The sequence below is a fragment of the Desulfosarcina sp. BuS5 genome (assembly GCF_028752835.1).
Classification (GTDB): Bacteria; Desulfobacterota; Desulfobacteria; order Desulfobacterales; family BuS5; genus BuS5.
The window spans coordinates 3,667,557-3,684,344 of sequence record NZ_CP087952.1 but is presented as its reverse complement, the minus strand read 5'-3'; the positions used below and the strand labels follow the sequence as shown (position 1 = coordinate 3,684,344).

The window sequence follows — 16,788 nt, the reverse complement described above, 5'->3', positions numbered from 1 at the left end:
TTTTTGCTATGCGGCCTTTTTTATAGGAGCAGTAACATCCCCATTAATAACAACTAACTCTTTGTATTTCTTACGATTGCGGTTCATGTTAGCCCTGCTGAATTCAACCAGTTTGTTAACGAAATCCTCATCGGATTGTACTCGCAAGACAAACGCTTCCAAATTTTCGTTTTGCGCTCGGCGAACTATTGAAGGAATCGTTAATGGTTCCTTTGGCAGTTTTCCAACAGTGCATTGCTTGTAATTCTCCAAATGGAGGAGGAAGTCAATCCAGGACACCAGGTACAACGCTAGTGTTGCGCCTTGTTCACTCCTGATAGTGGCTCCCTCCATATCGGACAACTGCTTTGCATTCTTGAAAAACTCCTCAATAACCCAGCGGTGGCTATAAACAGAAATGATTTTGGTGGCTTCCCAGGTGAGACAATTGGTGAGGAGATACTTGATGGTTTGAGTGGCAGGGTCGTGACTTTCAACTATTCGATGTTTGCCAGGTATGGCATTCAAGCGAACTGTTGAAGCCTTGGTTATGTAAAGTGCTTTTTCCTTTTGACCTGTTTCCGGGTCGGCAGGAAATCCACAACGAACAAAGGTTGTTATTTTTTCAAAATATTTTGCTAATCCAACAAGATCGTATTGATATTTTGCTAATCGTCCCTTTGGAGTTAACTTTGGTTCTTTGCATGATTCTCTTATCTTGAGATTAGCTTTTATCTCAAGCACATAGTCAAGATTAAGCCGATTAAGCTCCTTGATAAATGGCGATATTCCAAACCAGGAGTCGGCAAGAACAATACACTTTGGAAACCCTTTTAATATGGCCCACTCCATCATTTCTACTGCAAGATCATATTTGGTTATGCAGTCACACCGTTTACCGCGTTGCCAAGGCATAAGAGTACCGGTTCCCTTGTGATATACTCGAAAAGCAATGGGGAATTTGATAAGTGCCCCATCACTATAATAGAGGAAAACAATGCAAGTTGCTTTTAAATTGGTTCCAAGTGCATGATCGAACAATATGAAAACACCATGAATCCATTTACAAAATTTGGTATGATGTTTCATGGTATCATCTATGATGAAATAGCCATGAGAAATTTTGTATGTGTTGAGTGTCTGAAGCAAATAGAGCATTTGCAATTCATCTGTACAAATTTTTGCATTCGAAAAAAGATAGGAAAGTGTGCTCACTGCTTTCTCTTTCAGCAACATACAGCTAATTTCAGTAAGATGTAGACGTGACCCTAATATTAATGCTGTAGCAACCAAGGTAAAGTCATACATCTGGGCATTCGTCAGTGCGGGTTGAAGAAAAGAGAGACCACTTACAACAAAACCAAGCCGTTTGGCACATGGAATTTTCATTTGTTCTCCTTGATGTATATGTGAGAAAAAAAATGAACCAAACTATTTTGACACGTTTTGTTAATTTTGTCTACTATTATTTTTCGAAAACTTGAGATTATCGCGGACCGTTTGGATTTATTAAACCTTGGACTGCCGTGAGAGATAGTGAAACTTTTAGCCAACAGTTTTTAACACCTTCGATAGTGGCAGGTATTGAAAGGAAACTATTTCCGGATCTTTTAGCCAAGCCATATGATTTGTATAAAATTAAAAGACACAGGTTATCTTATAAACAAATTTCTCATCAGCAAGAACAAATCCAGCCCAGAGGATGGAATAAAAAAAGCAACTGCTTTTACAGGCCATATTCGATAATAGTCAGGGGTGTTCTTATAGAGCCTGATTTATATCTTGGATTTGATAATGAAAAAGATGCTATCCATGCCGCAAAGCAACATATATGCGTTTGCAGGAATGAAGATATTTTATTCCCCAACGGATCAATAATTAAAATTCCTGAAAAAGACTTTGATACTCAGGAGGATATTTTTAATGGTTTTGAATTAATATTTGAACAAAACGAACAGGCCTTTTTATCAGGATATAACCGTTTTGATGATAATAAACCTATGTATGGATGGCTTAAAATCATCGGCAATCCTGTAAAGTATATATGTTGATTATGGACATTTGTCATCACATAAAAGCAAAAGGAGCTCCTGAGTTCACAACCTTATACGATCACCTTTATCATGTCAGGCTATCAATTGAAAAATTTGCTGAATGCTTGGATTTTGATGTTGAAATTGCAAAAATAGGAGCTGTTCTCCATGATATTGGAAAAGCAAGTCCGATTTTTCAAAAAAGGCTTGTATCAAAATACAGGACTGGTCAATCAACATTCCGCCATGAAATTGCTTCATGCTTTTTTATTTCTCTAATCAAAGAGAAACACCAACCTCAGATAATTGAAATGATAATTGCCCATCATAAATCAATTGAAGGAGACAAAAAGCTGAAGGGCATACTTGATCTTGAAGAAAATGAAGGTGATATTTTTGAATCCCACATAAAAGACTGGGATATCTGGAAACCGGATACCCTGAAAATACTCTCCGCCTTTGGTATTAAGACCAGAGACATTTCTTATGACGAAGCTCATGATAATTATTGCAAAGTGTTAGCCTACTGCGAGACAAGAGTTAAGGATTATGGCTATTCAAGATGGCGCGGTTTACTTATGGCTGCAGATTATTTTGCTTCTGCCCTGTCTGAATCCACAAAGCATTATTTAAAAAATACATTTAAAAAACCAGTCTTGAATTTCTATAATAGAAAATCAGAATTTTATCCTTTGTCATTGAAAGAAGCTATATCGGAAAAACCACACACAATTGTAGTTGCATGTACGGGTGCAGGAAAAACAGACTATCTTTTCAGGCGGTGCAAGGGACGAGTATTTTACACACTTCCGTTTCAGGCATCAATAAATGCAATGTATCAACGAGTTAAAAATGAGTTGTTACCTTCAAATCCGGAACTGGATATTCGAATGCTTCATTCTTCTTCAAAAATAGCAGTTAACGATGAATCACAAGAAGAGATTGTTTTGCAGCGACTCATTGGTTCCAGTGTAAAAATTCTAACTCCATATCAATTAGCTTCTATCATATTCGCCACAAGAGGCTTTGAGTTTCAAATTGAAGATATCAAAGGTTGTGATGTTATTCTTGATGAAATTCATACTTATACAGGTGTCTCAAAGGCAATAGCGCTGAAAATTGTGGAAGTGCTAAATTATCTTGGCTGTCGTATCCATATCGGCACAGCTACCATGCCTTCTTCGTTATATGAAAAAATTATAAAATTGCTTGGGGAAAATTCTGTTAAGCAGGTTTCTTTGGATAAAACAGAGCTTGAAAAATTTGATCGCCATAAACTTTTTAAGATAAATTCATGGGAGGATTCAGATCAAATAATTGCTGATGCTGTCAAAAAAAAACAAAAAGTATTGCTTATTTCTAACCGTGTAAAATCAGCCCAAAGTGTTTTGGCCAGAGTAAAAAACTTATTTCCTGATATTCCATCCATTCTTATTCACAGCAGGTTTAAACGTGGAGACAGGTATGAAAAAGAAAAAAAACTTTTAGGTATCAATAAAAAAGGACAGCCAACAGGTAAATTTAATACTTCATTGGATGCTTGTATCGTAGTCTCCACACAGGTTGTTGAAGTCAGCCTGGATATCAGTTTCGATCTAATGATTACTGAGACAGCTCCTGTTGATTCCTTAATTCAACGTTTTGGAAGAGTTAACAGAAAAAGATCATCATCTACTATCGGCGTTTATAAGCCAATATATTTAATAGCACCTCCGGAAGATATAAATGAAGCAGCTCCTTATGATTTGGAAATATTGAAAAATAGTTTTGAAGTCCTGGAACATAATAGCATTCTTCACGAATCTGATTATCAAAAAAAATAGATTATGTTTTCCCTGCAATATCCAGTTTAAGCATAGAAACCCATGTAGCATTTAAAGGAGGTGGCAAATGGAACATTGAACTGCTAACTCATAGAAACAACTCTATATTGCTCGACCTGCTTGAAATTGACAGCGTAAACTGCATCATTGAATCCGACTGTGAAAAATACAAGGATGCAAACTATAAGGAACAGACCATGATAGAGATACCTGTAAGATATTATTCTGTTAAAGACTTTTACCAGTTAAATTATGGCAGTGACCCATTTGTTATACCGGATCAAGGATATTCTGATGAGATGGGGTTGGAAATTGACAAGGCTAAATCAAATCAAACAGACTTAAATTTTATTTAAAAAGATATTATTATGATCTCAATAAATGTCGGACGCATATTTTTAAAAGCTTTTAACGAAAAGAATAACAAATCATATTCCTCTAAGGAATTTTTTGAAAAAATCTTTTTTGACCTTTTTTTTAATCATTCCAAATATATGAGCTGGTCCACAAACTCGCCTTTTGTACAGATGAAAAAAGGTCAAAAAGTACATCTTTTAAGCGAAGAAGAAAGACGTGATAAACTGAATGAATTTTTTGTAAAGGCAAAAACAGAAACACCTGATTCTAGTTTTGCTATTGGGTTTCCTGCTTCAGAATTAAAAGAGTTTGCAACAACATCAGGACTTGTAAGCGATCTGGAAATCCCTGCTGATGAATCTGACATCTATTACTCATGGATCGGGTCTGGTTTGGGACTTGGAGTCTCAGGCGGAGTGACTATCTTTTTTACTGAATCTGAAATTTTGCTAAAAATTTATGAAGGCTGGAGAGTTTACAGAAATTTTTTAAATGATGAGACCTTAAATAAACTTGCACCTAATAAAATAAACAGTTGGAATGGACAATGGTTAAATTGTGTTTACAACAAAAAAAACAAAACAAATTTTGATTTTGAAAGTTTTATAAATTTACAGTAGTGTCCGGTTAGGTTTTTGCATGTTATATGGGATAAAAAAATTCAGTAGTGTCCGGTTAGGTTTTTGCATGTTATATGGGATAAAAAAATTAGAAAAATGTTCATTTTTTACTTGACAAACCAAATAAAAATTTTTTATCGTTTTGTTATAAAATATAATTATAACAAGGAGTTAAGACAAAAATGGACATATTCAATATCCCAAAAAAGAATTTTAATCCCCAATCTCATGCTCGATTTCTCAAACCTTTGCAAAAGATTTTTCCTGACACGCCACAGCTTAAATCCCGAGGTCACAGGCCATTGAAAATGACTTTTGAAGATCAGCTTCACGCACTGATATTTTTCCATCTACAAGAACATGAATCAGCTCGTGATCTTATTCAACACCTTAAAGAAGACGATTTTGCCAAAGAATGTGTCGCTCCAGATGGAGGGATCAGTCGTAGCAGTTTTTCCGAAATTATCAATTCTCGAGGGCTTGAACAGCTTGAATATGTTTTTCAAGCTCTTTGCAGCCAGGCACAAAATGCTTTACCATCAAATTATTCAGATCTCGGTGAACTCGTTTCCATTGATGGATCTTTAATTGATGCAGTTCTGTCCATGTACTGGGCTGATTACAGAAAAGGCGCTAAAAAAGCAAAAGGCCATTTCGGCTTTGATGTCAATCGCAAGATTCCTATAAAAATTCATCTGACAAATGGAAATGGCGCTGAACGCCCCTTTGTCAGGTCTATCCTTACAAAAGGCCAAACAGGAATCATGGATCGGGGGTATCAATCACATAAGGATTTTGATCTTCTTCAGGATGAAAAAAAACATTTTGTTTGCCGCATCAAAGCGAAAACAACAAGAACTATTATCAAAGAGCAGCCTGTTGATCCCGACAGCTATATTTTTTATGATGCTGTGGTTCTTCTTGGCACTCCTGGGGTAAACCAGACCAGAAAGCCGGTTCGACTGGTTGGTTATAAAATTGCCGGTGTCAAATATTTTGTGGCAACTGATCGTTATGATCTTACAGCCGAGCAGGTTGCAACCGTTTATAAGCTTAGATGGGATATCGAAACTTTTTTCAAATGGTGGAAGAAACATTTAAAAGTGTACCACTTGATTGCTCACAGTAGATATGGCCTGATGGTTCAAATCCTTGCGGGGTTAATAACCTACCTGCTTATGGCCATATACTGCCATGAACAGTTTAATGAACCTGTATCAATAAAGAGGATTCGTCAGCTTAGAAATACCATCCAGAACGAATTACGTACTGACGAAAAAAACGTATGGTCTAATAATCTGATTATCAAAGAGCAAATGCTATATGCAAAAACTTAACCGGACACTACTGATAAATTTAGATAATTTACAATTTTTTAAACGAGAAAAAAATGGAGATATTATAATTGAAACTATTAAATGGAGTAAACTATTTTTCAATATTTCCAAACAATTCTCAGATCAAACATTAATAGGGTATGTTTACAGCTTAGGACAAACAAATAAAACTTTCGGTTTTATACCATTTCATTTTAAGCAGGCACAAACAATTAAACACTTTTATAAGCTTCTTTTTGGAGAAAACAATGCAATGAGGGATAGTGCCGCATATGAGGATATATATGGCACTCATATAAAAAGGGCTTGTGAATTAGGAGTAATAGGACTCCATGCATTACAGCCAAAAGGCTTAAAACAATATTTTGCAGAAGGGAAAAAACCTGACTTCAAAAAAACAAAGGTTACGCAAAAAAGGAGGGAAGATGAAAATGCATATAAAATCAGAGAAGAAAAAGCATTTTTAAAGGATAAGGGGAAAGTTATTTTATTTAGAACCTATAAAACATGGTTGGTTGCTATGATTACAAAAAATAAAGAAGAAATGATTGATTATACAAAAGAGATTGCAATTGCTCTACATTCATATAGGGCAAACACTACAACGACTGTCGCCAAAAATCTTATTGCAAAAGAATTGCTTATTGCAAAATCCAAGAAGAACTTTATAGATGCCTTGGCGGAAATTGTGAAGAATATCCAACAAGAGCACCTGGAGGCATTTAAAGAACTGAAAAACAGGGTTCACCTTATGACATCGGAGGATTTTGGATATTTTGTTGTTCTTCTCAGATTTGATTACGCTTATGAAGAAAGAAATATTTAACTATGAGTTAAGGAGAAAATATGCATACTATTTATATTAGAACTTTAAAAAGGGCAGAGCATACTGTTTTTTGTGTTGCAAATGGGCAGAAAACCTATTTTGATCCTCAATTTAACAGGTTAGTCCCTTACTCCAGCGGGCAACAGATAAAACGCTCAATTATTGATAGACTATCAACAGAATTAAATGAGATTCCGGCCCCTGTAACATTTCTGTCTGACGTGACTACCAAAAAAGAGATCACAGAAGGCGAGGTTTTCGGCACATGTGATCCTTCTCATTTTGACCAGTTGCTTGGCGGCTGGATGAAAGCCATAAAAGGTGGAAAAGAAAAAACTATAAAACGAAGAAGTCCTTTTTCCATATCTGCCATGAGAGCGCTGCATCCATTACTTGCAGGTGTAAATAAAGAGGACATTACTTTTGATAGAAGTGGGCGATCAAATAATAAAGTTATCGTAAGAGGCCCTAAAGGAGATCATCTTTCTGAAGATGATATAAGAACTCTGCTTGAAGGTAAAGATAGGAGCCTGGTACGCAAATTTATACCAGACCACAGAACGGTTACTGGTTTATTCGTCCAGGATATTGCAATTGATTTAAGGCGATTGTTTTGTGTCAGTCTAAATATTTATGAGCCGGAAATAAACCAGGTTACTGAAGATAAATTAAGAGGGAATGGTTGGATTGAAGCAAGGAACATCTTCGGAGATTGCCTGGTGGCACCGCCAAAAGCAAGAGAAAAACTTATCCCTGCAATTGCCAAAGCAATTATTAACTGGCAGATTACCTCAAATCAATCCAGAACATTCAGCCTCATGGAAACTCTTGCGGTTGCAGTAAGTGATAATGCTAATAAAATTGCAAGCAGTATCCGGGGGAAATTAAGTGAAGAGCATGAAAACAGAGCTGTCCCTGTAATAGAAGAAAATTTTGACGGGGTTGATATCTTTATCACTCTCACTGCAGGAGGCTATGTCCTCACAAAGTCAGAAAAAGCTGACGCCTTAGAATTAGCAGAACAAAATATTACAAACAAAATAAATACCTTTGATTATGAAAATCAATTGAATGATTAGTTTTGAATTTAAAATATTAAATACATGATTTATTACGGGGATATATTTTGCGTATTATAATAACTGCAATAAGCGAACAACCATCTTTTTTTCCATACAATTATCAGTATGCGTTACATTCAGCTATATACTCTTTAATGAATGAGTCTTCGGCTGAATATTCAGATTTTTTACATGATAATGGCTATGTAAAAGATGGAATTAATAAAAAATTCAAATTTTTCAGCTTCTCAAAACTTAAATTTTTTCCAAAAAAAAGAGATAGAGAAGGTTTTTATAATGTGAAAAAGATTCAGTTCGTATTTACTTCTTCAATCAGTAGTGTCCGGTTAAGTTTTTGCATATAGCATTTGCTCTTTGATAATCAGATTATTAGACCATACGTTTTTTTCGTCAGTACGTAATTCGTTCTGGATGGTATTTCTAAGCTGACGAATCCTCTTTATTGATACAGGTTCATTAAACTGTTCATGGCAGTATATGGCCATAAGCAGGTAGGTTATTAACCCCGCAAGGATTTGAACCATCAGGCCATATCTACTGTGAGCAATCAAGTGGTACACTTTTAAATGTTTCTTCCACCATTTGAAAAAAGTTTCGATATCCCATCTAAGCTTATAAACGGTTGCAACCTGCTCGGCTGTAAGATCATAACGATCAGTTGCCACAAAATATTTGACACCGGCAATTTTATAACCAACCAGTCGAACCGGCTTTCTGGTCTGGTTTACCCCAGGAGTGCCAAGAAGAACCACAGCATCATAAAAAATATAGCTGTCGGGATCAACAGGCTGCTCTTTGATAATAGTTCTTGTTGTTTTCGCTTTGATGCGGCAAACAAAATGTTTTTTTTCATCCTGAAGAAGATCAAAATCCTTATGTGATTGATACCCCCGATCCATGATTCCTGTTTGGCCTTTTGTAAGGATAGACCTGACAAAGGGGCGTTCAGCGCCATTTCCATTTGTCAGATGAATTTTTATAGGAATCTTGCGATTGACATCAAAGCCGAAATGGCCTTTTGCTTTTTTAGCGCCTTTTCTGTAATCAGCCCAGTACATGGACAGAACTGCATCAATTAAAGATCCATCAATGGAAACGAGTTCACCGAGATCTGAATAATTTGATGGTAAAGCATTTTGTGCCTGGCTGCAAAGAGCTTGAAAAACATATTCAAGCTGTTCAAGCCCTCGAGAATTGATAATTTCGGAAAAACTGCTACGACTGATCCCTCCATCTGGAGCGACACATTCTTTGGCAAAATCGTCTTCTTTAAGGTGTTGAATAAGATCACGAGCTGATTCATGTTCTTGTAGATGGAAAAATATCAGTGCGTGAAGCTGATCTTCAAAAGTCATTTTCAATGGCCTGTGACCTCGGGATTTAAGCTGTGGCGTGTCAGGAAAAATCTTTTGCAAAGGTTTGAGAAATCGAGCATGAGATTGGGGATTAAAATTCTTTTTTGGGATATTGAATATGTCCATTTTTGTCTTAACTCCTTGTTATAATTATATTTTATAACAAAACGATAAAAAATTTTTATTTGGTTTGTCAAGTAAAAAATGAACATTTTTCTAATTTTTTTATCCCATATAACATGCAAAAACCTAACCGGACACTACTGTTCTTCAATGGATGAAAGTCTCAAACATTTAATATTAGGCGGTTTTTCCAGTCAAAAAATTAAATTAATGTTAAATGGGCAAAAATGTGTTTTTACTATAGTCAATGTAGACATACAACCGGAACCGATCTTCAGTAATCGTGAAAAATTTATTTGTCTCTCTCCAATAACTGTTACAACAATAAAAATCGACGAAAATGGAAAACGGAAACAGCATTTTTTAAATTATATGATTCCGGAAGAAAGAAATCATTTTATTGATAATCTTAAAAAAAACCTGATTAACAAATACGAAACGATTAATAATACCAAATATCAAAATTCAAATTACCCCTTTAACTTTAATTTCGATATTAATTACATCACAAAACGAATGGGTAACATTACAAAGTTAATGGAGTTTAAAAATAAAATTAAAATAAAAGCTATAGAGGCTCCTTTCAGCATTGAAGCTGATCCGGAATTAATAAAGATCGGTTACGAATGTGGCTGGGGTGAAAAAAATAGCGCTGGTTTTGGCTGCGTTGAACAAATTTAAGTATCTGGCCTGAACATAAAAACCTGCTCTTTAGATCAATTACCTTTCGGCAAAACAAAACATCCCTTTTTGTTATAGGCAAACTATAACAAAAGGTAACAATTATTATGGAAAATATAAATCAAGAGCAGGGGGAATTCTTTGATTTTCTTGATAATGAAAAAAATAAAAAGAAAACAGGGAAAACATTCCTCCTTATTCTGATATTTTATCAAACCGTTTTATTGCTTGTTCGCCAATACTACTATTTGATATCGTTAATCCAACATGATAATTTTAAATAATATTCACTATGGGATTTAATAATATGCAAAACACAATAGAAATAAAGCATCTTTCCCGGGAAGAAAAATTGATGGTAATGGAAGCCATCTGGGAAGACCTTTTAAATGAAGATGAACCAGTTAAATCTCCTGATTGGCACAAAAAAGCTCTACAAAAAACAGAGGATGGATATTGCTCAGGACAAGAAAAAATTCTGGACTGGCAGGATGTAAAAAAAGAGCTTAGGAAACGCTTCGAATGAAAATAAAGCTTCTTTCTTCTGCACTTGATGATCTAATTAAGGGGCGTTTATTTTATGCAAAGCAGGGAGAAGGGATAGGAGAATACTTCTTTGATTCCCTGTTTTCTGATATTGACTCTTTAACACTGTACGGTGGTATCCATCCGAAATTTTATGGTTATCATCGAATGCTTTCCAAAAGATTTCCTTATGCCATTTATTATAAGCTTGAAGATCAATCTGTGGTGGTAGTATGGAGAGTGCTTGACTTACGTAGCAATCCTTCTAAGATCAAAAAATCATTAGAAAAATGGTGAATAATGTATTTTACCCCAGTAGTGTCCGGTTAGGTTTTTGCATGTTATATGGGATAAAAAAATTATAAAAATGTTCATTTCTTACTTGACAAAACAAATAAAAATTTTTGTCGCCTTGTTATAAGATATAATTATAACAAGGAGTTAAGGCAAAAATGGACGTATTCAATATCCCAAAAAAGAATTTTAATCCTCAATCTCATACTCAATTTCTCAAACCTTTGCAAAAGATTTTTCCTGACACGCCACAGCTTAAATCCCGGGGGCACAGGCCATTGAAAATGACTTTTGAAGATCAGCTTCACGCACTGATATTTTTCCATCTACAAGAACATGAATCAGCTCGTGATCTTATTCAACACCTTAAAGAGGACGATTTTGCCAAAGAATGTGTCGCTCCAGATGGAGGGATCAGTCGTAGCAGTTTCTCCGAAATTATCAATTCTCGAGGACTTGAACAGCTTGAATATGTTTTTCAAGCTCTTTGCAGCCAGGCACAAAATGCTTTACCATTAAATTATTCAGATCTCGGTGAACTCGTTTCTATTGATGGATCTTTAATTGATGCAGTTCTGTCCATCTACTGGGCTGATTACAGAAAAGGCGCTAAAAAAGCAAAAGGCCATTTCGGCTTTGATGTCAATCGCAAGATTCCTATAAAAATTCATCTGACAAATGGGAATGGCGCTGAACGCCCCTTTGTCAGGTCTATCCTTACAAAAGGCCAGACAGGAATCATGGATCGGGGGTATCAATCACATAAGGATTTTGATCTTCTTCAGGATGAAAAAAAACATTTTGTTTGCCGCATCAAAGCGAAGACAACAAGAACTATTATCAAAGAGCAGCCTGTTGATCCCGACAGCTATATTTTTTATGATGCTGTGGTTCTTCTTGGCACTCCTGGGGTAAACCAGACCAGAAAGCCGGTTCGACTGGTTGGTTATAAAATTGCCGGTGTCAAATATTTTGTGGCAACTGATCGTTATGATCTTACAGCCGAGCAGGTTGAAACCGTTTATAAGCTTAGATGGGATATCGAAACTTTTTTCAAATGGTGGAAGAAACATTTAAAGGTGTACCACTTGATTGCTCACAGTAGATATGGCCTGGTGGTTCAAATTCTTGCGGGGTTAATAACCTACCTGCTTATGACCATATACTGCCATGAACAGTTTAATGAACCTGTATCAATAAAGAGGATTAGTCAGCTTAGAAATACCATCCAGAACGAATTGCGTACTGACGAAAAACACGTATGGTCTGATAATCTGTTTATCAAAGAGCAAATGCTATACGCAAAAACTTAACCGGACACTACTGATTTTACCCAAAATTAGCCGGCATTTCACGACGCTCAATCAATATCTTCGCCATTTTTATTTTTGTTTGAGTTGCTATCCATATATTGTGACACACTCACTACTAAGACACAATATATGGTGCATAAAATCGTAGTTCAAAGCCAGATTTTCAATTTGGCGAAGGTATTGTCAATATGACGTTATTTGATATATGTGGAGGAAGATTTTTGACAGATTCAGTATCTATGTCCAAATTGTAATCAATAAGTTGTAACATCCCTTTTGTTTCTTTTATTTTACGCCAGGGTTCACTATGAAGGAAGGTGGAAAATAACCAATATGGACAAAATAGAACTTTTAAAACTTATTAACAAAGGCGAATCCAGCTTTGTGGAATTTAAAGCAGATACACCGGATATTAAAGCGGAAACAATTGGAGAGTATGTTGTCTGTTTTGCAAACTCAAAGGGCGGGAAAATTCTGCTCGGCGTAGACGATGACGGTACAATAACAGGACTGAAAGGCAGGTTTTCAGAATATGGCAAATGGATATCTGACGCTGTTCAGGGCTGGGTGCATCCGAATATTATTGTTGATTATGAGGAGGTGCCTGTAGAAGAAAATTTGCGGGTTGCAGTGATTACTGCGCCGATTGGTGTTGCCAGGCCGTATTCCAAACGCAAGGGCAAGGATGCAAAGGAACGTTACTATATTCGCGATGTAACCAGTTGCCGGGAAACAGATAGAGAAGAACTAAGACGTTTATTTCAAAGCTCCGGAATGATTCATTTTGAGGTGACGCCTGTGCCAAGATCAAAACCGGAAGATTTGAATGAAACGATGCTTGTTGAGTATTTCAGGCGGGTCAGAGATATCGGTTATGATGATACGCCAAAATGGCTTCGGATTTTGATTGACAATCAGATACTTTCTGAAGAACTTGGCGCTGTTAATTGTACTCTGGCAGGGCTTGTTTTATTTGGCAAAAAGAATAGAGTTAAAAGATTAATTCCTCAAAGCGGTATTACCGCTGTAGAATATGACGCTCCTGATGCTGATGTAGCGGGTCGTTTTCGCAAAGAGATCAACGGCCCCCTGATTTCGTTGCGTGAAAACGCGGGAGTTATTGCTGAAGAAGGCATAATTGACCAAGCTGTAAATTTCGTTTTAAGGGTAAGGTCAAAAGAAAAAATTGAAGGTACAAGACGTGTGACTGAATATGCTTATCCTCCTGATGTTTTGCGTGAAGCCGTTGTTAATGCCGTTGCCCACAGAGATTATACCATCGGCGGGACAAATATCGGCCTTTGGCTCTATCCTGATCGGTTGGAAATCGATAGTCCGGGTAATCTTCCAAACACTATCACAATACAACAGATGAAAAGCGGCGCCCGCTATCACCGCAATCAAACCATTGTAGATTATCTGCGCGATATGAATTTTATCGAAGGCAGTGGAAGGGGTGTATCACGCAAAATCATCCGTGGCATGATTGAGCATAATGGCAAAGAGCCGGACTTTGAGCTAAGGGGCGAAGCATTAAGAGTTACTTTATATGCTTAAAAGTAACTATTCAGCCACAGATTTACACAGATGAACGCAGATAGGTTTAAATATAAAGAAATCAAGGTAAACACTCAGGTAGATGGGCTGAAGACTGTTAGGAAAAAGCGCATTTTTGCCTGGTTCCCATGCTCCTGCGTGGGAACCCTTGCAGGATTCCTTGCAGCAAGCTACGGGGAATGCGCTCGCTATTGCGGTTCAACAGTGAACCGATAACTGTAAACCGTGAACGGTTACAAAATATTTATGGACATTAGTTTATGCAAAACCTGAATTTCACCGGAACCCAGATAAACTACTATTTTGTATGTCATCGCAAACTCTGGCTGTTTACCAAAGATATAAGGTTTGAGGATAAAAACGAATATGTGCAATTGGGGCGGCTTATTGATGAAAACACCTATAAACGGAATAAAAAACAGATTGAAATCGGCAAAATTAAAATTGATTTTATTGATAATAAGGGCGTAATCCATGAAGTTAAAAAATCAAACAAGATTGAAAAGGCTCATATCCACCAGGTGAAATATTATATCCTTACCTTAAAGAGAATGGGGGTTGAAAATGTCACAGGTGAAATTGATTACCCAAAACTGAAGAAAAGGGAAACCGTATTATTGACGCCTGAGGATGAAAAAGAATTTGAAAAGATTTTTTCAAATATCCGGGAAATTCTTGATAAACCAAAACCGCCCGCTGTAATTAAAAAAACTATATGCAAAAAATGTGCATATCATGAATTCTGCTTTGCATAAAGGATGAGATGAAACAATCTTTATATCTTTTTTCAAACTGTACCATTAAAAGAAAAGACAACACCCTGATGTTTGATATTGAAGGTAAAAAAAAATTCCGTCCTGTTGAAGCTGTTTCTGATATTTTTCTTTTTAGTGAACACACGCTTAATACAAAGCTGCTGAATTTTCTGGGGCAGCAGAAAATTCCTGTTCACATATTTAATTATTACGGATTTTACTCCGGTTCCTTTTTCCCAAGGGAACAGTATCTTTCGGGGCATGTCACAATAAGCCAGGCCAAGCATTACCTTGATAAGAAAAAAAGAATGCTTTTGGCTTATGAATTTTTAAATGCAGCAGCTTCAAATATTCTTACAAACCTGACATATTACAATAACAGGGGAAGGGATGTCGGTGAAAAAATTCTAAAAATAAAAGTATTGAAAAAATCATTAAAAGCAGCAGATTCTATCCCATATTTAATGGGTATCGAAGGAAATATCAGGGATTTGTATTATTCCGCCTTTAATGAAATTGTTCAAAATAAAATCGAATTTCAAAACCGTGTAAAAAGACCTCCTGATAATTTTATCAATTCGCTGATTTCCTTTGGCAATTCACTTGTTTACACATCAATTTTATCTGAACTTTATCGAACCCAGCTTGATCCTACCGTCAGTTTTCTCCATGAGCCGGGATACAGGCGTTATTCCCTTGCCCTGGATATATCTGAAATTTTCAAACCCATCCTTATTGATAGAATGATCTTCACGATGATCAATAAAAATGAGTTAACTGAAAAAGATACGGAAAAAGACCTTAATTACTGCTATTTGAAAGACAAAGGCAGGATGAAATTTTTAAGAAAATATGATGAAAGGCTGAAAACAACTGTTAAACATAAAAAGCTCAATCGGCATGTTTCTTATAAAAGACTTATCAGGCTTGAGTGTTATAAAATCGTTAAACATATTCTTGGTGAAGAAAAATACTCAGGATTTAAGATGTGGTGGTAAACATGTATGTAATTGCAATGTATGACATAAATACGGAAACAAAGGCTGGCCGGAAAAGGCTTAGGCATATTTTTAAATTAATGAAAAAATATCTTATTTGGATTCAGAATTCAGTCTTTGAAGGGGAAATTACCAAAGCCAAATTTGAAGAAATGAAATTAAAAGTTAACAATCTTATTGACAACGCTATAGATTCGGTTATTTTCTTCAAAAGCCGTGATATCAAGTGGATGGATAAAGATATTTGCGGCGTTGAAAAAGATGATACTGATAATTTTTTATAAACAGATGCTCTTCGATAAATCACAAAAAACAAAAAATCCGTCAATCTCCCTATGTTTTTACATCATTGGAGGTTGACGGAAAAAATCATTTATTTTATTATTATAACTTATTAATTTTATATTATTTATTGGGCGGCTTTTAATCAGACCAGAATGGAATTGAAACAAACTGTGAAGATCTGACAATCCTGAACACTTTTAATCAGACCAGAATGGAATTGAAACTTCTATGGAAGCCCTCCATGTTAAGTTCCATTAGGCCGCTTTTAATCAGACCAGAATGGAATTGAAACCAACGGCCGGCGGGGCAAAGTCTTTGTGGCTGCCGGCCTTTTAATCAGACCAGAATGGAATTGAAACCCTCAAAACTTAATGATGCTATGAGGGGGTGCTGTGTGTCTTTTAATCAGACCAGAATGGAATTGAAACTCTAAAATCCAGCGATAAACATCACAGGTGAAATAACTTTTAATCAGACCAGAATGGAATTGAAACGCATATATAATTGGCCAGGATGACTCATTGCATTTAACTTTTAATCAGACCAGAATGGAATTGAAACCCCCCGCAACAAGTCAACCTTGCAGGAAGATATCAGCTTTTAATCAGACCAGAATGGAATTGAAACTTATTTCGGCCTTGCCCTCTTCAAAATGTTTTATTCCTTTTAATCAGACCAGAATGGAATTGAAACTATCGAAGAAACAGGTTCAGGCGGCCGGATTCGATTTGCTTTTAATCAGACCAGAATGGAATTGAAACAAACCGGAACTGTGTCTATACAGGTTGAATAAATGACCTTTTAATCAGACCAGAATGGAATTGAAACCACTCAACACACAGCGG

General features: G+C 36.1%; 18 protein-coding genes and 1 CRISPR repeat array (1 of these 19 cut by a window edge). Of the genes, 16 read left to right on the top strand and 2 right to left on the bottom strand.

The window, feature by feature from the left end:
* Nucleotides 1-6 precede the first annotated feature (6 nt).
* Entirely contained in the window at nt 7-1,368 is a 1,362-nt protein-coding gene (locus BuS5_RS17835) for a transposase (protein WP_274427802.1), read from the bottom strand.
* Between the two features lie 137 nt (nt 1,369-1,505).
* Here BuS5_RS17835 and BuS5_RS17830 point away from each other — a divergent pair, with 137 nt between their 5' ends.
* From BuS5_RS17830 to BuS5_RS20270, 8 genes are all read left to right on the top strand, one after another.
* Nucleotides 1,506-2,030, top strand: a complete 525-nt coding sequence (locus BuS5_RS17830; protein ID WP_232223128.1) for a hypothetical protein — start codon at nt 1,506-1,508, stop codon at nt 2,028-2,030.
* Between the two features lie 107 nt (nt 2,031-2,137).
* Nucleotides 2,138-3,835 (top strand): CRISPR-associated helicase Cas3', encoded by a 1,698-nt coding sequence (gene cas3, locus BuS5_RS17825; RefSeq protein WP_274427841.1) that lies wholly within the window; start codon nt 2,138-2,140, stop codon nt 3,833-3,835.
* Between the two features lie 107 nt (nt 3,836-3,942).
* Nucleotides 3,943-4,191, top strand: a complete 249-nt coding sequence (locus BuS5_RS17820) for a hypothetical protein (protein WP_232223126.1) — start codon at nt 3,943-3,945, stop codon at nt 4,189-4,191.
* Nucleotides 4,192-4,203: 12 nt separating this feature from the next.
* Entirely contained in the window at nt 4,204-4,812 is a 609-nt protein-coding gene (locus tag BuS5_RS17815; protein WP_051375199.1) for a hypothetical protein, read from the top strand.
* 182 nt (nt 4,813-4,994) lie between these two features.
* Entirely contained in the window at nt 4,995-6,149 is a 1,155-nt protein-coding gene (locus BuS5_RS17810) for an IS4 family transposase (protein ID WP_036019371.1), read from the top strand.
* Entirely contained in the window at nt 6,136-6,975 is an 840-nt protein-coding gene (locus BuS5_RS17805) for a hypothetical protein (protein ID WP_051375221.1), read from the top strand. Before BuS5_RS17810 ends, BuS5_RS17805 begins: the two co-directional genes overlap by 14 nt.
* Nucleotides 6,976-6,995: 20 nt before the next feature.
* Nucleotides 6,996-8,054 (top strand): hypothetical protein, encoded by a 1,059-nt coding sequence (locus BuS5_RS17800; protein WP_027355108.1) that lies wholly within the window; start codon nt 6,996-6,998, stop codon nt 8,052-8,054.
* Nucleotides 8,055-8,101: 47 nt separating this feature from the next.
* Nucleotides 8,102-8,401, top strand: a complete 300-nt coding sequence (locus BuS5_RS20270) for a hypothetical protein (RefSeq protein WP_027355109.1) — start codon at nt 8,102-8,104, stop codon at nt 8,399-8,401.
* Here BuS5_RS20270 and BuS5_RS17795 read toward each other — a convergent pair.
* Complete coding sequence (locus BuS5_RS17795; protein ID WP_036019371.1) at nt 8,384-9,538, bottom strand: IS4 family transposase; 1,155 nt, start codon at nt 9,536-9,538, stop codon at nt 8,384-8,386. The two genes, BuS5_RS20270 and BuS5_RS17795, sit on opposite strands and share 18 nt — an antisense overlap.
* Nucleotides 9,539-9,685: 147 nt before the next feature.
* On the opposite strand from BuS5_RS17795, the gene cas6 reads away from it, so the two are divergent.
* The 8 genes from cas6 to cas2 all read left to right on the top strand — a co-directional run bounded on the left by cas6 (nt 9,686) and on the right by cas2 (nt 15,942).
* Nucleotides 9,686-10,216: a CRISPR-associated endoribonuclease Cas6 gene (gene cas6 / locus BuS5_RS17790; RefSeq protein ID WP_232223131.1), complete on the top strand. Its 531-nt coding sequence runs from the start codon at nt 9,686-9,688 to the stop codon at nt 10,214-10,216.
* 307 nt (nt 10,217-10,523) lie between these two features.
* Nucleotides 10,524-10,742 carry an addiction module protein gene (locus tag BuS5_RS17785; protein ID WP_027355149.1) on the top strand — a complete coding sequence of 73 codons (219 nt, stop codon included), beginning with the start codon at nt 10,524-10,526 and terminating at the stop codon, nt 10,740-10,742.
* Nucleotides 10,739-11,038, top strand: a complete 300-nt coding sequence (locus tag BuS5_RS17780; protein WP_027355150.1) for a type II toxin-antitoxin system RelE/ParE family toxin — start codon at nt 10,739-10,741, stop codon at nt 11,036-11,038. Before BuS5_RS17785 ends, BuS5_RS17780 begins: the two co-directional genes overlap by 4 nt.
* 155 nt (nt 11,039-11,193) lie before the next feature.
* Nucleotides 11,194-12,348 (top strand): IS4 family transposase, encoded by a 1,155-nt coding sequence (locus tag BuS5_RS17775; RefSeq protein WP_443112701.1) that lies wholly within the window; start codon nt 11,194-11,196, stop codon nt 12,346-12,348.
* A gap of 333 nt (nt 12,349-12,681) precedes the next feature.
* Nucleotides 12,682-13,905 carry an ATP-binding protein gene (locus BuS5_RS17770; protein WP_027355341.1) on the top strand — a complete coding sequence of 408 codons (1,224 nt, stop codon included), beginning with the start codon at nt 12,682-12,684 and terminating at the stop codon, nt 13,903-13,905.
* A 260-nt stretch (nt 13,906-14,165) separates the two neighbouring features.
* Nucleotides 14,166-14,660 (top strand): CRISPR-associated protein Cas4, encoded by a 495-nt coding sequence (gene cas4 / locus BuS5_RS17765; protein ID WP_027355342.1) that lies wholly within the window; start codon nt 14,166-14,168, stop codon nt 14,658-14,660.
* 8 nt (nt 14,661-14,668) lie between these two features.
* A complete protein-coding gene (gene cas1b, locus BuS5_RS17760; protein ID WP_027355343.1) occupies nt 14,669-15,658 on the top strand; it encodes a type I-B CRISPR-associated endonuclease Cas1b in 990 nt (329 codons plus the stop codon).
* Between the two features lie 2 nt (nt 15,659-15,660).
* Entirely contained in the window at nt 15,661-15,942 is a 282-nt protein-coding gene (gene cas2 / locus BuS5_RS17755) for a CRISPR-associated endonuclease Cas2 (RefSeq protein ID WP_027355344.1), read from the top strand.
* Between the two features lie 136 nt (nt 15,943-16,078).
* Nucleotides 16,079-16,788: direct repeats of the CRISPR family, unit length 30 nt; unit sequence CTTTTAATCAGACCAGAATGGAATTGAAAC (it continues 2,698 nt past the right edge of the window).